20 protein-coding genes and 3 tRNA genes are annotated in these 18,231 nt (G+C 70.3%); 6 read left to right on the plus strand and 17 right to left on the minus strand.

The features are described 5' to 3' along the window. Positions 1-170: 170 nt before the first annotated feature. The 8 genes from rplL to ACFXJ5_RS02465 form a co-directional block, all read right to left on the minus strand. On the minus strand, positions 171-554 hold the full coding sequence (rplL, locus tag ACFXJ5_RS02430) for a 50S ribosomal protein L7/L12 (RefSeq protein ID WP_384625677.1): 384 nt from the start codon (positions 552-554) through the stop codon (positions 171-173). An 87-nt stretch (positions 555-641) separates the two neighbouring features. Then, positions 642-1,205, minus strand: coding sequence for a 50S ribosomal protein L10 (gene rplJ / locus ACFXJ5_RS02435; RefSeq protein ID WP_127356399.1), 564 nt, complete (start codon positions 1,203-1,205; stop codon positions 642-644). Positions 1,206-1,492: 287 nt separating this feature from the next. Beyond that, the gene (locus ACFXJ5_RS02440) at positions 1,493-2,215 is read right to left on the minus strand and encodes a hypothetical protein (RefSeq protein WP_384625680.1); all 723 of its coding nucleotides are present in this window, start codon (positions 2,213-2,215) and stop codon (positions 1,493-1,495) included. Positions 2,216-2,313: 98 nt separating this feature from the next. Continuing rightward, on the minus strand, positions 2,314-3,036 hold the full coding sequence (gene rplA, locus ACFXJ5_RS02445; RefSeq protein WP_384625683.1) for a 50S ribosomal protein L1: 723 nt from the start codon (positions 3,034-3,036) through the stop codon (positions 2,314-2,316). Between the two features lie 70 nt (positions 3,037-3,106). After that, positions 3,107-3,541 carry a 50S ribosomal protein L11 gene (rplK, locus tag ACFXJ5_RS02450; protein ID WP_127356402.1) on the minus strand — a complete coding sequence of 145 codons (435 nt, stop codon included), beginning with the start codon at positions 3,539-3,541 and terminating at the stop codon, positions 3,107-3,109. Between the two features lie 149 nt (positions 3,542-3,690). Continuing rightward, positions 3,691-4,584 carry a transcription termination/antitermination protein NusG gene (nusG, locus tag ACFXJ5_RS02455; protein WP_384625686.1) on the minus strand — a complete coding sequence of 298 codons (894 nt, stop codon included), beginning with the start codon at positions 4,582-4,584 and terminating at the stop codon, positions 3,691-3,693. A 73-nt stretch (positions 4,585-4,657) separates the two neighbouring features. Next, positions 4,658-4,960, minus strand: coding sequence for a preprotein translocase subunit SecE (gene secE, locus ACFXJ5_RS02460; RefSeq protein WP_384625688.1), 303 nt, complete (start codon positions 4,958-4,960; stop codon positions 4,658-4,660). A 60-nt stretch (positions 4,961-5,020) separates the two neighbouring features. Continuing rightward, positions 5,021-5,093: transfer RNA gene (locus tag ACFXJ5_RS02465), tRNA-Trp, on the minus strand. Positions 5,094-5,282: 189 nt separating this feature from the next. On the opposite strand from ACFXJ5_RS02465, the gene ACFXJ5_RS02470 reads away from it, so the two are divergent. Together ACFXJ5_RS02470 and ACFXJ5_RS02475 are read left to right on the plus strand one after the other, a co-directional pair. Then, on the plus strand, positions 5,283-6,518 hold the full coding sequence (locus ACFXJ5_RS02470) for a pyridoxal phosphate-dependent aminotransferase (RefSeq protein WP_384625691.1): 1,236 nt from the start codon (positions 5,283-5,285) through the stop codon (positions 6,516-6,518). Between the two features lie 96 nt (positions 6,519-6,614). Next, on the plus strand, positions 6,615-7,631 hold the full coding sequence (locus ACFXJ5_RS02475) for an adenosine deaminase (protein WP_384625694.1): 1,017 nt from the start codon (positions 6,615-6,617) through the stop codon (positions 7,629-7,631). Between the two features lie 25 nt (positions 7,632-7,656). On the opposite strand, the gene ACFXJ5_RS02480 is transcribed toward ACFXJ5_RS02475, so the two are convergent. Then, on the minus strand, positions 7,657-8,262 hold the full coding sequence (locus ACFXJ5_RS02480; protein WP_384625697.1) for a TetR/AcrR family transcriptional regulator: 606 nt from the start codon (positions 8,260-8,262) through the stop codon (positions 7,657-7,659). A 51-nt stretch (positions 8,263-8,313) separates the two neighbouring features. On the opposite strand from ACFXJ5_RS02480, the gene ACFXJ5_RS02485 reads away from it, so the two are divergent. Then, on the plus strand, positions 8,314-8,961 hold the full coding sequence (locus ACFXJ5_RS02485) for an NAD(P)-dependent oxidoreductase (RefSeq protein WP_384625699.1): 648 nt from the start codon (positions 8,314-8,316) through the stop codon (positions 8,959-8,961). Positions 8,962-8,964: 3 nt separating this feature from the next. Here the strand turns inward: ACFXJ5_RS02485 and ACFXJ5_RS02490 are convergent, their stop codons facing one another. The 8 genes from ACFXJ5_RS02490 to ACFXJ5_RS02525 all read right to left on the minus strand — a co-directional run bounded on the left by ACFXJ5_RS02490 (position 8,965) and on the right by ACFXJ5_RS02525 (position 14,465). Next, positions 8,965-10,044, minus strand: coding sequence for a UDP-N-acetylmuramate dehydrogenase (locus ACFXJ5_RS02490; RefSeq protein WP_384625702.1), 1,080 nt, complete (start codon positions 10,042-10,044; stop codon positions 8,965-8,967). A gap of 817 nt (positions 10,045-10,861) precedes the next feature. Further along, positions 10,862-12,301, minus strand: a complete 1,440-nt coding sequence (locus ACFXJ5_RS02495; protein ID WP_384625705.1) for a DHA2 family efflux MFS transporter permease subunit — start codon at positions 12,299-12,301, stop codon at positions 10,862-10,864. An 80-nt stretch (positions 12,302-12,381) separates the two neighbouring features. Then, positions 12,382-12,939: a TetR/AcrR family transcriptional regulator gene (locus ACFXJ5_RS02500; protein ID WP_384625708.1), complete on the minus strand. Its 558-nt coding sequence runs from the start codon at positions 12,937-12,939 to the stop codon at positions 12,382-12,384. A gap of 84 nt (positions 12,940-13,023) precedes the next feature. Next, the gene (locus ACFXJ5_RS02505) at positions 13,024-13,458 is read right to left on the minus strand and encodes a MaoC family dehydratase (RefSeq protein WP_384625711.1); all 435 of its coding nucleotides are present in this window, start codon (positions 13,456-13,458) and stop codon (positions 13,024-13,026) included. A 2-nt stretch (positions 13,459-13,460) separates the two neighbouring features. Continuing rightward, positions 13,461-13,913, minus strand: a complete 453-nt coding sequence (locus ACFXJ5_RS02510) for an FAS1-like dehydratase domain-containing protein (protein ID WP_384625714.1) — start codon at positions 13,911-13,913, stop codon at positions 13,461-13,463. Between the two features lie 106 nt (positions 13,914-14,019). Next, on the minus strand, positions 14,020-14,184 hold the full coding sequence (rpmG, locus tag ACFXJ5_RS02515) for a 50S ribosomal protein L33 (RefSeq protein ID WP_004571794.1): 165 nt from the start codon (positions 14,182-14,184) through the stop codon (positions 14,020-14,022). Between the two features lie 89 nt (positions 14,185-14,273). Next, positions 14,274-14,346: transfer RNA gene (locus tag ACFXJ5_RS02520), tRNA-Met, on the minus strand. A 46-nt stretch (positions 14,347-14,392) separates the two neighbouring features. After that, positions 14,393-14,465, minus strand: a tRNA-Thr gene (locus ACFXJ5_RS02525). A gap of 221 nt (positions 14,466-14,686) precedes the next feature. Here ACFXJ5_RS02525 and ACFXJ5_RS02530 point away from each other — a divergent pair. The 3 genes from ACFXJ5_RS02530 (at position 14,687) to ACFXJ5_RS02540 (ending at position 18,195) form a co-directional block, all read left to right on the plus strand. After that, positions 14,687-15,922, plus strand: coding sequence for an amidohydrolase family protein (locus ACFXJ5_RS02530; protein ID WP_384625717.1), 1,236 nt, complete (start codon positions 14,687-14,689; stop codon positions 15,920-15,922). 17 nt (positions 15,923-15,939) lie between these two features. After that, positions 15,940-16,602 (plus strand): NAD(P)H-binding protein, encoded by a 663-nt coding sequence (locus ACFXJ5_RS02535; RefSeq protein ID WP_384625720.1) that lies wholly within the window; start codon positions 15,940-15,942, stop codon positions 16,600-16,602. 150 nt (positions 16,603-16,752) lie between these two features. After that, entirely contained in the window at positions 16,753-18,195 is a 1,443-nt protein-coding gene (locus ACFXJ5_RS02540) for a hypothetical protein (protein WP_384625723.1), read from the plus strand. The last annotated feature ends 36 nt before the right edge of the window (positions 18,196-18,231 follow it).

Consider the following 18,231-nt stretch of genomic DNA (forward strand, 5'->3'; position numbering starts at 1 on the left):
CCGCCGAGCGGAGATCGTCACACGCCACACCCCTGACCGGCGATGATCACCTTACCCGGGACCACCGACAGCCCTGGTGGACCACCACTCAAACGACCGAGGGCGGCCACCCGTACGGGTGGCCGCCCTGCGGCTGATCAGCCCTGCGAAAGGGCTACGCGATCAATGAGTCACTTGACCTCGACGGACGCGCCCGCGGCCTTGAGGGACTCGGCGGCCTTCTCAGCGGCCTCCTTGGCGACCTTCTCGAGGACCGGCTTCGGAGCGCCGTCCACGAGGTCCTTGGCCTCCTTCAGGCCCAGCGAGGTCAGCTCACGCACGACCTTGATGACCTGGATCTTCTTCTCGCCGGCGCCGGTGAGGACGACGTCGAACTCGTCCTGCTCCTCAGCAGCCTCGGCGGGGGCACCGGCAACCGGGCCACCGGCAACGGCGACCGGGGCGGCGGCGGTGACGTCGAACTTGTCCTCGAAGGCCTTAACGAACTCGGCCAGCTCGATGAGGGTGAGCTCCGCGAACTGCTCGAGCAGCTCGTCCTGGGACAGCTTCGCCATGATTGGCGTCCTTCCACTAATTTCGGCAGGTGCCGGATGCGTACATGTAGGCGGGCGTTCCGGCCCGCTGATACCGAACGGGGAGAGTTACTCCGCCGCCTCGGCCTCGGCGGGAGCCGGGGTACCGGCACCGCCCTGCTCGGCCTGCTTGGCACGAAGCGCTTCCGCGGTGCGGACGAACTTCGACAGGGGGGCCTGGAAGAGCGCGGCAGCCTGGGACTGCTTTGCCTTGAAGGCACCCGCCAGCTTGGCGAGCAGCACCTCGCGGGACTCGAGGTCCGCAAGCTTCTTGATCTCATCCGCGGAGAGCGCCTTACCGTCAAGGACACCGCCCTTGATGATGAGGTTCGGGTTCTCCTTGGCGAAGTCACGCAGACTCTTCGCCGACTCCACCGGGTCACCGGTGATGAAGGCGACCGCCGTCGGACCAGCGAACTGGTCGTCCAGCGTGCTGATCCCGGCCTCGTTGGCCGCGATCTTGGTCAGCGTGTTCTTCACCACGGCGTACTGGGCGTTCTCACCGAGCGAACGGCGCAGCTGCTTGAGCTGGGCCACGGTGAGACCGCGGTACTCGGTCAGCACTGCGGCGTTCGAGCTGCGGAACTTGTCCGTCAACTCGGCAACCGAGGCAGCCTTGTCGGGCCTCGCCATGAGTCTCGGCCTCCTTCCGGGTGATTGCGGACCGCACGGAAGGGGCTGAACAAAACAAACGCCCCGGCGCAGGCGCACGGGGCGGACTCGACCGGGCGTGAACCACGGGAGTCTTCCACTGTCACCTACGCGGGTCGTCCGCATGTAGCGGATCCTTCGGCCGCCGCTCCCTCGAATCGGGCGCGGCAACGACCAGCGGTCTTTGGCTTCTCCCAAAGAGTACGCGACGCCCGCGCCCCGACCAAATCGCCCGGGCAGCGCCCACTGACAGCGCCCTCGGACAGTGCCTACGAGGCGGACGCCGAAGGGCTCGCGCTCTGCGCCTTCAGCAGCGCCGTGTAGTCCACCGTGTCGGCCGCCGGCGGGGCCTTGACGACGACGTGGGTGCCGTAGTGCGCGTAGTAGGCGGTGGTGGTCGTGGAGCCGGCCGAGCCGTCGTCCTTCTGAAGCGACTTGATCACCAGGCCCCGCTTGTCGATCCACAGCTCGATCCGCTGGGTGTCGGTGGTGCCGAGGTAGTGCGTGGTCCGCACGCCGCGCACACGCTCCGGTCCGACCCTGCGTACGTCCCCGGACGCGATGAGCTCCTTCACCGGCCCGGCGGGGTCGCTCGCGCCGAGCTGCCCGGCGAGAGTGCCCGCCGCGGCGGCGCCGTACTTCAGCCAGTGCCTGCCGCCCATGGACGCGGCGACGCTGTCGGACACCCGTACGTAGACCGCCTTGCGCAGGCTGCGGGTCTGGCCCGCGCCGGTGCCGGTGACGGTCAGCCGGCCCGTGGCGGGGGTGTGGGACCAGTCCAGGACGCCGTGCCGGGCACTGGAGGAGGTGCCGGTCTTCGAGGTGCCGTCGACCTGGGCGGAGCCGGCCTTCTCGGTGGCCGTGGCGGCCTTGCGCAGCGCGCTGAGCACCTGGGGGTCGGTGGAGGTGGCCGAGGCGTCCGGGGAGGCCGTACCGCCGCTGCAGCCCGCGAGGGCGGTCGTCACCAGCGCGACGGCCGCGCACGTCGTCATACGCCACCTGAAGTCCATAAGGGCAGAAAATAACAGGCTGGGCCTGCTCCCGGAGGAGCAGGCCCAGCCTGTGGTGCCTTGTGCAGACGCGAGGACCGTCAGACGGTCGCGTCCTCCTCGACGAGGAGGTTGCGGGTGCGGTTCGGGTCCACCAGGATGCCGGGGCCCATCGTGGTGCTGATGGCGGCCTTCCTGATGTAGCGGCCCTTGGCGGCGGACGGCTTCAGACGAAGGATCTCGTCCAGCGCGGCGCCGTAGTTCTCGACCAGCTGCTGCTCACCGAACGAGGTCTTGCCGATGATGAAGTGCAGGTTCGAGTGCTTGTCGACGCGGAACTCGATCTTGCCGCCCTTGATCTCGGTGACCGCCTTGGCGGTGTCCGGGGTCACGGTGCCGGTCTTCGGGTTCGGCATCAGGCCGCGGGGACCGAGCACGCGGCCCAGGCGGCCGACCTTGCCCATGAGGTCCGGGGTGGCGACGACGGCGTCGAAGTCCAGACGGCCCTTCGCGACCTCGTCGATCAGTTCGTCGGAGCCGACGATGTCGGCGCCCGCGGCACGCGCGGCCTCGGCACGGTCACCGGTCGCGAAGACCAGGACCCGGGCGGTCTTGCCGGTGCCGTGCGGAAGGTTCACGGTGCCACGGACCATCTGGTCGGCCTTGCGCGGGTCGACACCCAGACGCATGGCGACCTCGACGGTCGAGTCGAACTTGGTGGTGGAGGTGTCCTTCGCGATACGGACGGCCTCGAGCGGGGCGTACTGACGCTCCCGGTCGATCTTGGCGTCCGCAGCGCGGAGAGACTTGCTGCGCTTGCTCATTGCTTCTCCTGAATGCTTTGGAGTCGTGGTGTGGGCCGAGCAGGCCCTTCCACAGGGGTGGTGGCTTTCGTCAGCCCTCGACCGTGATGCCCATGGAACGGGCGGTGCCGGCGATGATCTTCGCGGCGGCGTCCAGGTCGTTGGCGTTCAGGTCAGGGAGCTTGGTCGTGGCGATCTCGCGCACCTGAGCGGTCGTGATCTTGGCGACCTTCTTGACGTGCGGCTCGCCGGAGCCCTTGTCCACGCCCGCGGCCTTCAGGATCAGCTTGGCGGCCGGCGGAGTCTTGGTGATGAAGGTGAAGGAACGGTCGTCGTAGACCGTGATCTCCACCGGCACGACCATGCCACGCTGCGACTCGGTCGCGGCGTTGTAGGCCTTGCAGAACTCCATGATGTTCACGCCGTGCTGGCCCAGCGCGGGGCCGACCGGCGGCGCCGGGTTGGCCGCGCCGGCGTTGATCTGGAGCTTGATAAGCCCCGTGACCTTCTTCTTCTTGGGAGGCATTGCTCTCTCCGGGTCCTAGTGAGAGTGTTCTCTGCCTGCGAGCAGGCATACCGCACCACGATAGCGGGTACCGTGGCGAGGCCTGAAACCGAGCAGGTCAGGGCGGCTGCGAAGCCGACCTGACCTGGACGGAAGACTGGGTGCCGCGACTAGTTCTTCTGGATCTGGTCGAAGCTGAGCTCGACCGGCGTCTCGCGGCCGAAGATCTCGACGAGGCCCTTGACCTTCTTCGAGTCGGCGTTGATCTCGTTGATCGTCGCCTGCAGCGTCGCGAACGGGCCGTCGGTGACGGTGACCGAGTCGCCGACCTCGAAGTCCAGCACCTGGACCTCGACCTTGCGCTTGGCCGGTGCGCCGCCCTCGGCCTCGGCAGCGGCGGCCGCCGCCTCCTCGACCTCCGGGGCGAGCATCTTGACGATCTCGTCCAGGGTCAGCGGGTACGGGTCGTACGCGTTGCCGACGAAGCCGGTGACGCCGGGGGTGTTGCGGACGACGCCCCAGGACTCGTTCGTCAGGTCCATGCGCACCAGCACGTAGCCGGGCAGCTTGTTCTGGCGGACAGTGCGGCGGTCGCCGTTCTTGATCTGGACGACTTCTTCCTGGGGCACTTCGGCCTGGTAGATGTAGTCCTCGACGTTGAGCGAGACGGCGCGCTGCTCCAGGTTGGACTTCACGCGGTTCTCGTAGCCGGCGTAGGTGTGGATCACGTACCACTCGCCGGGCAGGGTGCGGAGCTCCTCGCGGAAGGCCTGGACCGGGTCGACCGGTTCGGCTTCTTCTTCCTCGATCTCGATCTCGTCCTCGGAGTCCTCGGTGGCCTCGGCCGCGAGGGCCTCGTCCTCGTCCTCGACGTGGACGGCGGCGGCCTCGGCCGGGATGCCCGCTTCGGCGTCCTCGGCCTCGAACTCGTCGGTCTCGTCGGCAGCCTCGACGATTTCCAGCTCGGTGTCGTCGCCCGGGACATCGGCCGACGCAGCCGCGTCAACGTCGGCTTCTACCGCCGCAGCGGAATCGACGGCGTCGTTCAGATTCGGGTCAGACACGGTGGCTGCTTCTTCCTGACTTCAAGGGGTGGATCTGGCGGTCGGGCGCCTTTGGGCACCTTCCGCGGGGGAATCACCCGAAGACGTACGAGACGCCCTTGCTGAATCCCCAGTCAATCACGGTCACGAGCGCGATGATGACCACAACAAAGACGATCACCACGCTGGTGTACGTGACCAGGTCGTTCCTGGAAGGCCAGACGACCTTGCGCAGCTCGGCGATGATCTGGCGGTAGAAGAGCGCGAGCCGGGCCACAGGGCCCTTCTTGCCGCGCTTGCCGCCCTTGCGGGCCTTCTTACTGGTGGTCTCCGCGGACTCAACGTCTTCGGGTCGACCACTCTCAGGCGTTGCGGTGGAGCCCAGGGCTTCCGTCACTCGTCCTCACCTGAATCCGGGTCGTTTGCTGAAAAATTCCTAACCTACGCCTGCGTATAGCAGGGCCGGAGGGACTCGAACCCCCAACCGCTGGTTTTGGAGACCAGTGCTCTACCAATTGAGCTACGACCCTTTGAAGCGTCCCCAACGTACCGCATCCGACCGGCTGCACGATGTGCGCAGGCAAGATCAGCTCGCGGGGTCCATCGACGGATGAGTGTACGTGTTCGGCGACCCTGCGTCGAATGCATGGCGTCCGGCCGTGGACTTCGGGTCGGGAACTCGTATGCCCCGGGCCCGGGGCGTCTGCGACGATGCAGGCATGACCGCTGCAACCCCTCCCGTACAGTCCCCCACCGAACGACGCGTGTCGGCCCGCATCGGGTCGATCTCCGAGTCCGCGACGCTCGCCGTGGACGCCAAGGCCAAGGCCCTCAAGGCCGCCGGGCGTCCGGTGATCGGCTTCGGCGCGGGCGAGCCGGACTTCCCCACCCCCGACTACATCGTCGAGGCCGCGGTGGAGGCCTGCCGCAACCCCAAGTACCACCGCTACACCCCGGCCGGGGGCCTGCCGGAGCTGAAGGCCGCCATCGCGGCGAAGACGCTCCGCGACTCCGGTTACGAGGTCGACCCGTCCCAGGTCCTGGTCACCAACGGCGGCAAGCAGGCCATCTACGAGGCCTTCGCCGCGATCCTCGACCCGGGTGACGAGGTCATCGTCCCGGCTCCGTACTGGACCACCTACCCCGAGTCGATCCGCCTGGCCGGCGGCGTCCCGGTCGAGGTCGTCGCCGACGAGACCACCGGCTACCGGGTGTCCGTGGAGCAGCTGGAAGCCGCCCGCACCGAGCGCACCAAGGTGCTGCTCTTCGTGTCGCCCTCCAACCCGACCGGCGCGGTCTACCCGCGTGAGCAGGTCGAGGCGATCGGCCGCTGGGCCGCCGACAAGGGCCTGTGGGTCCTGACGGACGAGATCTACGAGCACCTGGTCTACGGCGACGCGGAGTTCTCCTCCCTGCCGGTCGTGGTGCCCGAGCTGGCCGACAAGTGCATCGTCGTCAACGGCGTCGCCAAGACCTACGCCATGACCGGCTGGCGGGTCGGCTGGGTCATCGGCCCCAAGGACGTCGTCAAGGCCGCCACCAACCTGCAGTCGCACGCCACGTCCAACGTCAGCAATGTCGCGCAGGTCGCGGCGCTGGCCGCCGTCTCCGGCGACCTCGACGCCGTCGCGGAGATGCGGACCGCGTTCGACCGCCGCCGCCAGACGATCGTCCGGATGCTCAACGAGATCCCCGGCGTCGTGTGCCCCGAGCCCGAGGGCGCCTTCTACGCCTACCCGTCGGTGAAGGGCCTGCTCGGCAAGGAGATCCGCGGCAAGCGCCCGGCCGACTCCGTCGAGCTCGCCGCGCTCATCCTGGACGAGGTCGAGGTCGCCGTGGTCCCGGGCGAGGCCTTCGGCACGCCGGGCTACCTGCGCCTGTCGTACGCGCTCGGCGACGAGGACCTGGTCGAGGGCGTCTCGCGGCTCCAGAAGCTGCTGGGCGAGGCCCACTGACGACCGGGCCCGGGCTTGCCCGAATCCGTATTCGGGCAAGCCCTCGTTCGGGCAAAGCGGTACCGGCGCGACCATGGCGTACGGCAGGATCTGTGAATGGCACGTGACGTACGAACGCTCCCCAAGGCACACCTGCACCTGCACTTCACCGGCTCCATGCGGCCCAGCACACTGCTCGAGCTGGCGGACAAGTACGGTGTGCACCTTCCCGAGGCCCTGACCTCCGGCGAGCCCCCGAAGCTGCGCGCGACGGATGAGCGCGGCTGGTTCCGCTTCCAGCGGCTCTACGACAGTGCGCGGTCGGTGCTGCGGGAGCCCGAGGACATCCGGCGGCTGGTCCACGAGGCCGCCGAGGAGGACGCCAGGGACGGCTCGGGCTGGCTGGAGATACAGGTCGACCCGACCTCGTACGCACCCCGCCTGGGCGGGCTCATCCCCACGATGGAGATCATCCTCGACGCGGTGGAGACCGCCTCCCGGGACACCGGCGTCGGCATGGCCTTGATCGTCGCCGCCAACCGCATGAAGCACCCGCTGGACGCCCGGACGCTGGCACGGCTCGCCGTACGGTACGCCGACCGGGGCGTGGTCGGCTTCGGGCTCTCCAACGACGAACGGCGGGGCCTGGCCCGGGACTTCGACCGCGCCTTCGCCATCGCCCGGGACGGCGGGCTGCTGGCCGCGCCGCACGGCGGCGAGCTGGCCGGCCCCAGCAGCGTCCGCGCCTGCCTCGACGACCTCCACGCCGGCCGCGTCGGGCACGGGGTCCGCGCGGCGGAGGATCCCCGGCTGATGGCGAAGCTCGCCGAACGGCAGATCACCTGCGAGGTGTGCCCGGCGTCCAACGTCGCCCTGGGCGTCTACGAGAAGCCTGAGGACGTGCCGCTGCGCACCCTCTTCGAGGCCGGCGTACCGATGGCGCTCGGCGCCGACGACCCCCTGCTCTTCGGCTCGCGGCTGGCCGCGCAGTACGAACTGGCCCGGGACGCGCACGCCTTCACCGACGAGGAGCTGGCCGAGCTGGCCCGCCAGTCGGTGCGGGGCTCCCGCGCCCCGGAGGACGTACGGGACCGGCTGCTGGCCGGCGTCGACGGCTGGCTCGCGGCGGGGTGATCCCCCGGGGCCGGCGCGGGCGGCGTCAGGCGATGCCGGCCAGGACGGTACGGGCCACGCCGGCCGCGAAGTCGTCCAGGCGGCCGGGCGCGATGTCCTCGCCCATGAACTGGCTGAAGAACGCCTGCTGGAAGCACGCCCCGAGCAACAGCTCAGCCGCCGCCTCGGGGTCGGCTTCGGCGCGAATCCGGCCGTGGTCGCGCTCGGTGCGCAGGTAGCGGGCCAGCGCCAGCAGCGGCATGTGCGGACCGACACCCATCACGCGTACGGCTTCGCGGTGCCGTTCCAACAGGGCCGGTTCGGCGAAGAGGGAGGCGGCGATCGTCACGCTCGACTCGTAGAAGAGCGTCGCCGTGCGCGTGATGTCGATGAGGCACTGCTCGACGGTGCGGCCGCGGGGGTCGGCGGTGAGCTCGGCGAGCAGCGGGCCGAGGTTGGGCAGCCGCTCCTCGAGGACGCGTACGAACAGGTCCTCCTTGCTGCTGAAGTGCTTGTAGAGCGCGGCCTCGGAGCAGCCCGCGGCGCGGGCGATCTCCTTGGTGGTGGTCCGCGCGAGGCCGATGGTCCGCATAAGGCGCTCGGCGGCCTCCAGAATCCGGACCCTGGTGGACGTTGACTCGCGGGTGGGCATGCACTCACTCTAGTGGTGAGTGAATACTTACCCACCTGGAGGTGGACGGACATGAAGCTCACGGTCCTCGGCGCGACGGGACGTACCGGCCTGGAGGTCGTACGACAGGCGCTGAAAGACGGGCACGAGGTCACCGCCGTCGTGCGCGACCCGGCACGGCTGCCGGTCCAGGGCGAGCTGCTGACGGTCGCGAAGGTCCCCGACGTCACGGACGCGGAAGCCCTGCGCCCCCTGGTGGCCGGACGCGACGCCGTGCTGTCCGGGCTCGGACCCACCGGACGCAAGACCACCGGCATCGCCGAAGCCGGCACCCGGGCCATCGTGCGGGCGATGGAGGCGGGCGACACCCGGCGCCTCATCACGATCAGCGCGGCACCGGTCGGCCCACTGGCGGAAGGCGAGGGCTTCCTCGGCCGGCAGATCCTCCTCCCCCTGATCAGCGCGATCCTGAAGGACGTCTACACCGACCTCGCCGCCATGGAGGACGAACTGCGGCGCAGCGCCCTCGACTGGACGGCGATGCGGCCCGGGAATCTGACGAAGAAGCCGTTCACCGGGCACTACCGCAAAGTCATCGGTGCCAACGTGCCGAACGCGGGCTCACTGGGGCGGGCCGACCTGGCCCTCGCGATGCTCGACTGCGTCGGCGACCCGGCGACGGTCAAGCAGGTGGTGGGGGTGGGCGCGGCCAAGGGCTGAGGCCTAGAGGCTGACGCCGACCGTCACGGGCTCGTTGACCAGCGTGACACCGAAGGCCGCGTGGACGCCGTCCCGCACCTCACGGGCAAGGGCGAGGAGGTCCTCGGCCTTGGCCTGGCCGCGGTTGGTCAGGGCGAGCGTGTGCTTGGTCGAGATCCGGGCCGGCCCTGAGCCGTAGCCCTTGGTGAAGCCAGCCTTGTCGATCAACCAGGCGGCTGAGGTCTTCACATGGCCGTCGCCGGCCGGCCAGCCGGGCGACGACGCCTCCGGGCCGAGGCGGTCGTGCACGCGGCTGATGAAGACGTCGTACTCGGCTTCGCTCAGGATCGGGTTCGTGAAGAAGGAGCCCGCGGACCAGGTGTCGTGGTCCGCGGGGTCCAGGACCATGCCCTTGCTCGCGCGCGTCCTGAGCACCGTCTCGCGGGCGAGCGCCAGCGGCACACGCCCGCCCGGCTCGACGCCGAGCGCGCGGGCGACCTCGGCGTACTTGACGGGCGCGGACAGCCCTCCCGCGTCCTCCAGGTCGAAGCGGACGCGCAGCACGACGTAGCGGGCCGGGTCCGCCTTGAAGCGGCTGTGGCGGTAGGAGAAGGCGCAGTCCGCGTTCCCGACCGTCACCACCGCGCCGAGGTCGCGGTCGTACGCGACCACCTCGGCGATCGTCGCCGACACCTCCTGGCCGTACGCGCCCACGTTCTGGATCGGCGTCGCCCCCGCCGAGCCCGGGATGCCGGCCAGGCACTCGATTCCCGCCAGCCCCGCCTCGACCGTCCTGGCCACGGCATCCGTCCACACCTCGCCGGCGGCGAGTTCGAGCCGCGTACCGTCCAGGGCGAAGCCCGTGGTGGCGATGCGCAGCGCGGTGCCGTCGAAACCGTCGTCCCCGATCACCAGGTTGCTGCCGCCCCCGATGATCAGCAGCGGGGTCCCGGAGCCGTCCGCCTCGCGCACCGCCGCGATCACCTCGTCATCGGTCGTCGCCGTCACCAGGCGCGCGGCGGGGCCGCCCAGGCGGAAAGTCGTCAGCGGGGCAAGCGGGGCGTCGTACGTAACGGTCACGCGGTTCAGCTTACGCAGCGCCATCCAGGGGCCGTTCCCGGTGCCGGTCCGGGGCCTCCGGGGCTGGGGGTCCTGGACCGACATATTTACGTGCGTGACGGGCCACCGGTTTTCTTGCCCGGCATGCCGCACACAAATATGCGGAGCGTCCAGAACCCCCACCCCTCCGACCCCGGCCCTCCCCTCGCCCCCAATCGCCCTCCCCCCTGCGTTGCTGCCCACAGCCACGCCGGGCGGAGGATGACCCCGGCCCTCCCGCCTCGTGCCCGGCTGCCATCCCTTGCCCTCCCGTTCTCGTGCCCGGCTGCCTCCCCTCGCCGTCACGGCACTGCCTCGTTGCTGCCCGCAGTCGCGTACGGCGGGAGGGCCCCGCACTCGTTTCGTCCCCGACAGCCACCCCTCACCCCTCACCCCTCACCCTTCGGCTTTATGCCCGCAGTTACGTAGGGCGGAGGGTGACCCCGGCACTCCTGTCTCGTGCCCGACGGCCACCCCTCACCCCCTCGCCCTGCGGCGTTGATGCCCGCAGTTACGTAGGGCGGAGGGTGGCCGTTCGTGCCCGGGTGCCTTCTCGCGCTGCGGCGTTGGCGCCCGCAGTCACGTACGGCGGGAGGGTTTCCTGCCCCGCTGCCGCCCCTCACCCCCTCGCACCGCCGCGTTGCTGCCCGCAGGCGCGTACGGCGGGAGGGCCGGGGTCGGAGGGGTGGGGGTTCTGGACGCTCCGCATATTTGTGTGCGGCATGCCGGGTGAGGCAGCGGAGGGGCCGTCACGCACGTAAATATGTCGGTCCAGGACCCCCAGCCCCGGAGGCCCCGGACCGGCACCCGCCAGGTGCGGCGGTTACCCGGCGGCAGCGACCCGCTCCTTCGAGTCGACGGACCGCACGACGGTCTCCGTACGGCGCAGGCGGGGAGCCACGAGGGCCGCCACCGCGCCCAGCGCGACGGCGGAGGCGCCGACCCAGAGGGCGGGGCTGAGGCCGTCGGCGAACCGGGCGGCGGACTCGTAGCCGCCCTGGGCGGAGAAGACGGAGGCCAGGACGGCGATGCCGAGCGCGCCGCCCACCTCGCGGAGAGCGTTGTTGGCGCCGGAGGCGATGCCCTGCTCCTCGGGGCGGACGCTGCTCATGACGAGGTGGGCGCTGGGCGCGAAGAACAGGGACATCCCCATGCCGCTGATGACCATGGCCGGGAGCTGGGAGGCGTAGGAGACGTCGGGAGAGATGACCAGGGCGAAGAGCGCGAGGCCGACGGCCTGGAGGGCGAGCCCGGTGGCGACCACCGGGCGGCCGCCGATGCGGTCGGAGACGGCGCCGGCGACCGGGGCCAGGAGCAGCGGCATGCCGGTCCAGGGCAGCATCCGTACGCCGGCCTCCATCGGGGAGTAGCCGCCGACGCCCTGCAGGAACTGGCTGAGCAGGAAGATCGAGCCGAACATGCCGAGGAACATCAGCAGGCTGGCCGCGTTGATGGCGGAGAAGGCGCGGCTGCGGAAGAGGCGCATCGGCAGCATGGGGTTCTTGCCGCGGATGCCGTGGCGGACGAAGCCGGCGAGGAGCGCGGCGCCGACGATCAGGCCGGTCAGGACCCAGGTGCTGGTCCAGCCGTCGGCAGTGCCGCGGATGAGGCCGTAGACGAGGCCGAACAGGCCGCCGCTGGCGAGCAGGGTACCGGGGACGTCGAGGCGGGCGGTGGCGCCACGGCTCTCGTCGAGGCGGAGGCGGGCCAGCGGGATGAGGAGCAGGCCGAGCGGGACGTTCAGCCAGAAGATCCAGTGCCAGGAGACGTGCTCGGTCAGCGCGCCGCCGATGAGCGGACCGGTGGCGACGGCCACGCCGTTGGCCGCGCCCCAGATGCCGAAGGCGGTGCCGCGGCGCTCGGCCGGGACGGCGGCCGTGAGCAGGGTCAGGGTCAGGGGCATCAGGATCGCGGCGCCGACGCCCTGGACGGCGCGGGCGGCGATCAGCTCGCCCATGCCGGGAGCGAGCGCGGCCGCGGCGGAGGCGGCGGAGAAGATGCCGATGCCGATGACGAAGAGCTTGCGGCGGCCGAAGCGGTCACCGAGGGCGGCGCCGAACATGAGCAGGACCGCGAAGGTGAGGGTGTAGGCGCTCACGGTCCATTCGAGGTCGGCCAGGCCGCCGCCGAGGTCCTTGCGGATGGAGGGGAGGGCGGTGGTGACGACGAGGTTGTCGAGCGCGGCCATGAAGCCCGCGACGCTGGTGATGACCAGCGCCCAGGCGGCGGAGCCGCGCCGGGTGGTGGTGCCTTGCTCTTCCATGTTTCCCCCTGCGATGATGTTAGTTATTGATCAATAACCTTTGCGGACATATGGATGCGCTGCCGTGCACAGCGATGGGATCAGCGGGGATAGCGGTCCGCGTAGAGCTTCTCGATGCCCGTCCAGCAGCGCTCGCCCTCGCCGATGCCGAGTGCGACCAGCACATTGACGAGCATGCCGGTGCCGAAGAACTGCGCGGCCTCGCCGTCGTCGACGCCCGTGCGGGCCACGACGTACGACCACAGCTCCATCCAGCCGCGCCGGCAGAACTCGCGGATCTCGTCGTCGTCGACCGAGGCGACGTACATCTGGAGTTGCATACGCAGGGTGTCGTTCCCGCTGATCAGCTCCGTGTACGACATGCACATCTTGCGGAGGGCGGCCTCGCCCTCCAGGCCCTCGGTGACCTGCTCGAGGAACTGCTCGATGCTCTGGAAGCAGCGCTCGGCGGCGGCGAGGAAGAGGCTCTTCTTGTTCGGGAAGAGCCGGAAGAGATACGGCTGTGACACGCCTATGCGCTTGGCGATCACGGCGGTGGAGGTGCCGTTGTAGCCGGTCAGACCGAATTCGGTCACCGCCGCCCGGATCGCCGCCTCGCGGCGCTCGTCGGCGGTCATCCGGATTCCGTCGCTTGCCATGCCAAGTAAGTTATCAATCAATAACCAGCGGGGTCAAGAGGGTACGGCGGCGGAAAATCCCGCCGCCGCCCTGCTTGCGAGCCCTCAGGCCAGCCGGACCACGGCCCGCGACATGCCCAGCACCTTCTGGCCGTCGGCGGTCGCGGTGAGGTCGACCCGGACCGTGCGCTCCTGGTCGTCCAGCTTGGCGCCGACCTTGGCGGTGACCTCGATCAGCGCGCCCTTGTCGTCGTTGGGGACGACGACCGGCTTGGTGAAGCGGACGCCGTACTCGGTGACCGCGCCCGGGTCGCCGACCCAGTCGGTGACGACGCGGATGGCGGAGGCCATGGTGAACATGCCGTGCGCGATGACGTCCGGCAGCCCGACCTCCTTGGCGAACCGTTCGTTCCAGTGGATGGGGTTGAAGTCGCCCGAGGCGCCCGCGTACTGGACGAGTGTGGCGCGGCTCACCGGAAACATCCGGGCGGGCAGCTCGGTGCCGGCCTCGACCTCGTCGTAGGAGATCTTCGCGGTCATGGTCAGCTCTCCTCCGGTGCCCGGGACACCAGCTTCATCAGGGCGGTCACGACGTGCTCGCCGCTCTCGTCCCGCACATCGCCCCGTACGTCGATGACATCGTTCCCGGCGAGGGACTTGATGGCGTCGATGGCCACCGTCACGGACAGCCGGTCCCCGGCCCGGACCGGGCGGGTGTAGCTGAACTTCTGGTCTCCGTGCACCACGCGGCCGAAGTCCAGCCCGAGTTCGGGGTCCAGGACGACCTGCCCGGCGGCCTTGTACGTGATCAGGAAGGGGAAGGTCGGCGGGGCGATCACGTCGGGGTGACCGAACGCCTTGGCCGCATCCGGGTCCGTGTAGACGGGATTGGGGTCCCCGACCGCCTCGGCGAACTCGCGGATCTTCTCGCGCCCCACCTCGTAGGGAGCGGTGGGCGGATACGTCCGCCCGACGAAGGACTGGTCCAGCGCCATCGGCACCTCCTGTTGGAACAAACGCTGTGGATCAAACGCCTGGAGTCAAACGCCACGAGGCCGCCCCCGGTTGTGGGGACGGCCTCGTGTTACGTAAAGCCTGAGATCAGCGCGTTTCGCGGTGCGCGGTGTGCGCGTTGCAGCGCGGGCAGTGCTTCTTCATCTCAAGACGGTCCGGGTCGTTACGCCGGTTCTTCTTGGTGATGTAGTTCCGCTCCTTGCACTCCACGCAGGCCAGCGTGATCTTCGGGCGGACGTCGGTGGCGGCCACGTGAGTGCTCCTTGACGAACGGGTAATAGAAAGTGAACACAGCAAGAGTAGCCGATTGAAGGACCGATCCCACAATCGGCTACACAGGGTAGCGGCGACCGGACTTGAACCGGTGACACAGCGATTATGAGCCGCTTGCTCTACCGACTGAGCTACGCCGCTGCGATGAAGAGACAACCCGCCGGACGGCGGGTCAGCTGATCATCAGAGCCCCCATGCGGAATCGAACCGCAGACCTTCTCCTTACCATGGAGACGCTCTACCGACTGAGCTATAGGGGCGAACGGGGAAGACATTACACGGTCCGCCGCCGAAGGTGAAATCCGTATCTGCGGGGCACACCGGACGCGGTCTGCGGTGTCACGCAGGTCACTTGGGGAGGCGGCCCGCCCCTCCGGAGGGTGACGGCACCGGTACGACTATTCGCCTCTTACGGGACGCATCGGGTGCCGCGCCCTAGGCTCGTGCTCGCGTGATCTTGCCTCCGGCCTCGAGGAGCGCGATGACCGACAGCCCGCCGCAGCCCTCCGTGGCCGCCACCGACACTCCCCTTCTGCTGTGCGGCGCCCGCCTCGCCGACGGCCGCTCCGTCGACGTACGGCTGGGCGGTCCCCGCATCGAGGCCGTCGGCACCGCCGGCAGCCTCGCCGCCGGCTGCCAGGCCCCCCGCATCGACCTCAGCGGCTACCTGCTGCTGCCCGCCCCCGCCGACCCGCACGCCCACCTGGACACCGCGCTCACCGCGGACTGCGGCGGCCCGCCCTCGTACGAGGAGGAGGACGTCCAGCGCCGGGTCACCGAGGCGGTGCTGCTGCAGCTCGGGCACGGCACCACCGCGATCCGTACGCACGTCAGGATCGGCGACGTCGCCGGGCTGCGGGCATTGGAGGCCGTGCTGCAGGCCCGGCGCGCCCTGCGGGGGCTGGCCGAGCTGCACGCCGTGGCCGTGCCCCGGCTGCTCACCGGCATCGCCGGGGCGGACGGGCTCGCCGTGCTGCGCGACGCGCTGAAGATGGGCGCCGGGGTCGTCGGCGGCTGCCCCGACCTCGATCCGGACCCGGGGGGATACGTCGAGACGGTGCTCGGCGTCGCCGACGAGTTCGGCCTCCCCGTCGACCTGCACACGGAAGGCGGCGACCCGGCGCGGCTGGCCCGGCTCGCCGCCATGGCCGGCGGACTGCGCCCCGGCGTCACCATCGGCCCCTGCGGCGGACTGGCCCGGCTCCCCCGCGACTCCGCAGCCCGCGCCGCCGACCAGCTCGCCGCCGCAGGGGTGTCCGTCGTCGCCCTCCCCCAGGGCGGCTGCGGTGCTCTCGAAACCGTACGGCGCGGTCCCGTTGCCCCGGTACGGGCGCTGCGCGCCGCCGGAGTGCGGGTCGCGGCCGGCAGCGGTGCCCTGCGCGACCTGGCCAACCCGGTCGGGCGCGGCGACCCGCTGGAGGCGGCCTTCCTGCTGGCCTCGTACGGGGAGTGCGGCGCCGCCGATGCCTACGGCGCCGTCAGCGGGCAGGCCCGGGCGGTGCTGGGGCTGCCGGAGGTCCGGATCGAGGCGGGCTTCCCGGCGGAGCTGCTGGCAGTGCGGGCCGACCGGATCGAGGCCGCGCTGTCGCTCGCGTACAGCCGGATCGTGATCCACCGGGGGCGGGTGGTGTCCCGGACCAGCGCCGTGCGGGAGTTCACCGACACGCTGGCGCTGGATCTGCCCCGGCAGACCCGGAGCCGCAAGGATCCGGCGTGAGGCGTAGCGTCGAAGACATGCGCATTGTGATCGCTGGTGGACACGGACAGATCGCGCTGCGGCTGGAGCGGCTGCTCGCCGGGCGCGGGAACGACGTCGCGGGCCTCATCCGCGACCCGGAACAGGCGGAGGACCTGCGCGCGGTCGGCGCCGACCCGCTCGTCCACGACCTGGAGAAAGCCTCCGTCGAGGAGATCGCCCACGCCCTGCAGGGCGCCGACGCGGCCGTCTTCGCGGCCGGCGCCGGGCCCGGCAGCGGGACGGCCCGCAAGGAGACCGTCGACCACGCCGCCGCCGTGCTCTTCGCCGACGCCGCCGAGCGGGCCGGCGTACGTCGCTATCTGGTGGTCTCCAGCATGGGCGCCACCGCGACGCCCCCGGTGGGCACCGACCCGGTCTTCGCCGTCTACCTCCGGGCCAAGGCCGCCGCCGACGCCGACGTGCAGGCCCGCACCGGCCTCGACTGGACCATCCTGCGCCCGGGGCACCTCACCAACGACCCCGGCACCGGTCGCGTGCAGCTCGCGGCCTCCACCGGGCCCGGGCCGGTCAGCCGGGACGACGTGGCGGCGGTGCTGGCGGAGCTGATCGACACGCCTTCAACCGCCGGGCTGACCCTGGAGCTGATCGAGGGTCACACGCCGGTGGCGGTCGCCGTGAAGGACGTCGCCGGCAACTGACGGGTCAGAACTTCCCTCTGGTGGCGGGACTCTTTCAGCCGTTCGGCGCCCCTGGTGAGCGACCCCTCTCTGCGACTGAGTGAATAGCCGCGAAGCTCTCATTCCGGTCGCAGCGGGCTCCGTTGCGGCATGCTCTGAAAGAGGTGTCCGATGGGGAGCAATCACATATCGCTGCGTCGACGATCACGCTGGCGTCGTTTCATCACCCTGGCCCTCACCCCATTGCTGGCCCTGACGGCCATCGCCGCCCATGCGCAGGGGGTGTGGCTGACCCTGCCGTCGATGACCCCTCGCGCCTTTGCGGCGAGAGCGACGGCACCCTGCCCTGATGGCCTGAAGAACCTGTGCGTCTACGTCGTCGGGGGCCGGGGCGGCACCGACCTCATGACCCCCCAGGGCACGGCGGAGGCATTCAGCCCGGCCGCCGGCACCTGGGCCAGCCTGCAGGAGATGCTGACCCCCCGCCAGGATCTGGCGGGGGTGGGCGCCCCCTGCCCGAAGGGACTGCGCAGGGCCTGCGTGTACGCCATCGGCGGGTACGGCGCGAAGACCGGCTACCCGGCGGTCGTCTCGAACACGGTGGAGGCGTACAGCCCGGCCACCAACGGCTGGATCACCCTGCCCACGCTGCCGACCGCCCGTCAGGGCCTGGCAGGTGTCAAGGCACCCTGTCCCGAAGACCTCGGGGTGCCACTGCGGGGCACCTGTGTCTACGCCCTCGGCGGGATCACTGTTGCCAACCCCAGGGGCGCCACCCCGGTGCGCACAGCAGAGGTGTACAGCCCGGCCACCAACACGTGGGGCCACCTGCCGGACATGAACATTGCCCGCGCCTACCTTGGAGCAGCGGCCGCGACCTGCCCCTCCGGCCTGGGATTGCATGGCACCTGCGTGTACGCCATCGGCGGGATCACCGGCGCCGGCAACACCGCCGCCGTCACGAACGAGGTTGAGGTCTACAGCCCCGCAGCCAACGTGTGGGTGAAGCTGACTGCGATGACGACCGCCCGATCGGAACTGTCGGCGGTGGGAGCGCCCTGCCCCCGGGGAGTGGTGAACGGCTGCGTGTACGCGATCGGCGGGACGAACGGCACCGCCTCGCTCGCCACGGTGGAGGTCTACAGCCCCGCCACCAACGCCTGGGTGAGCCTGCCTCCCGGGATGCCGACCGCCCGCAGGGGTCTGATGGGCACGGCGGCAGCCTGTCCGAAGGCACCTAAGGAGCGCTGCGTGTACGCCATCGGCGGCCTCGGCGTACTTCCTCCCCCCGGCAACACGGCCCTCCCCCCCAGCACCGCCGACACCATCCTGGGCACAACCGAGGCCCTCCCCATCGAGCGCCCGCGGCGTCAGGAAGGCCCGAGCCGTCCAGAAAGTTCGGGGCGTCCTGAAAGCTCGGGCAGCCCTGACAGCTCGGTTAACCCTGACAGCTCGGGGCGTCCGAACAGCTCGGGCAGCCCTGACAGCTCAAGCCGTCCTGACAGCTCAGGCAGCCCTGACAGCTCGGGTCGTCCGGACAGTCCGGGCAGCCCTGACGGCATGGGTAATCCGGACGGTATGGGTAATCCGGGCCGTCCAGCCATCGACGGCTGACGCCAAAGACCCCCGCTGGGCTGCGTTTCCGCAGTT

The sequence above is a fragment of the Streptomyces sp. NPDC059373 genome (assembly GCF_042751495.1).
Lineage (GTDB): Bacteria > Actinomycetota > Actinomycetes > Streptomycetales > Streptomycetaceae > Actinacidiphila.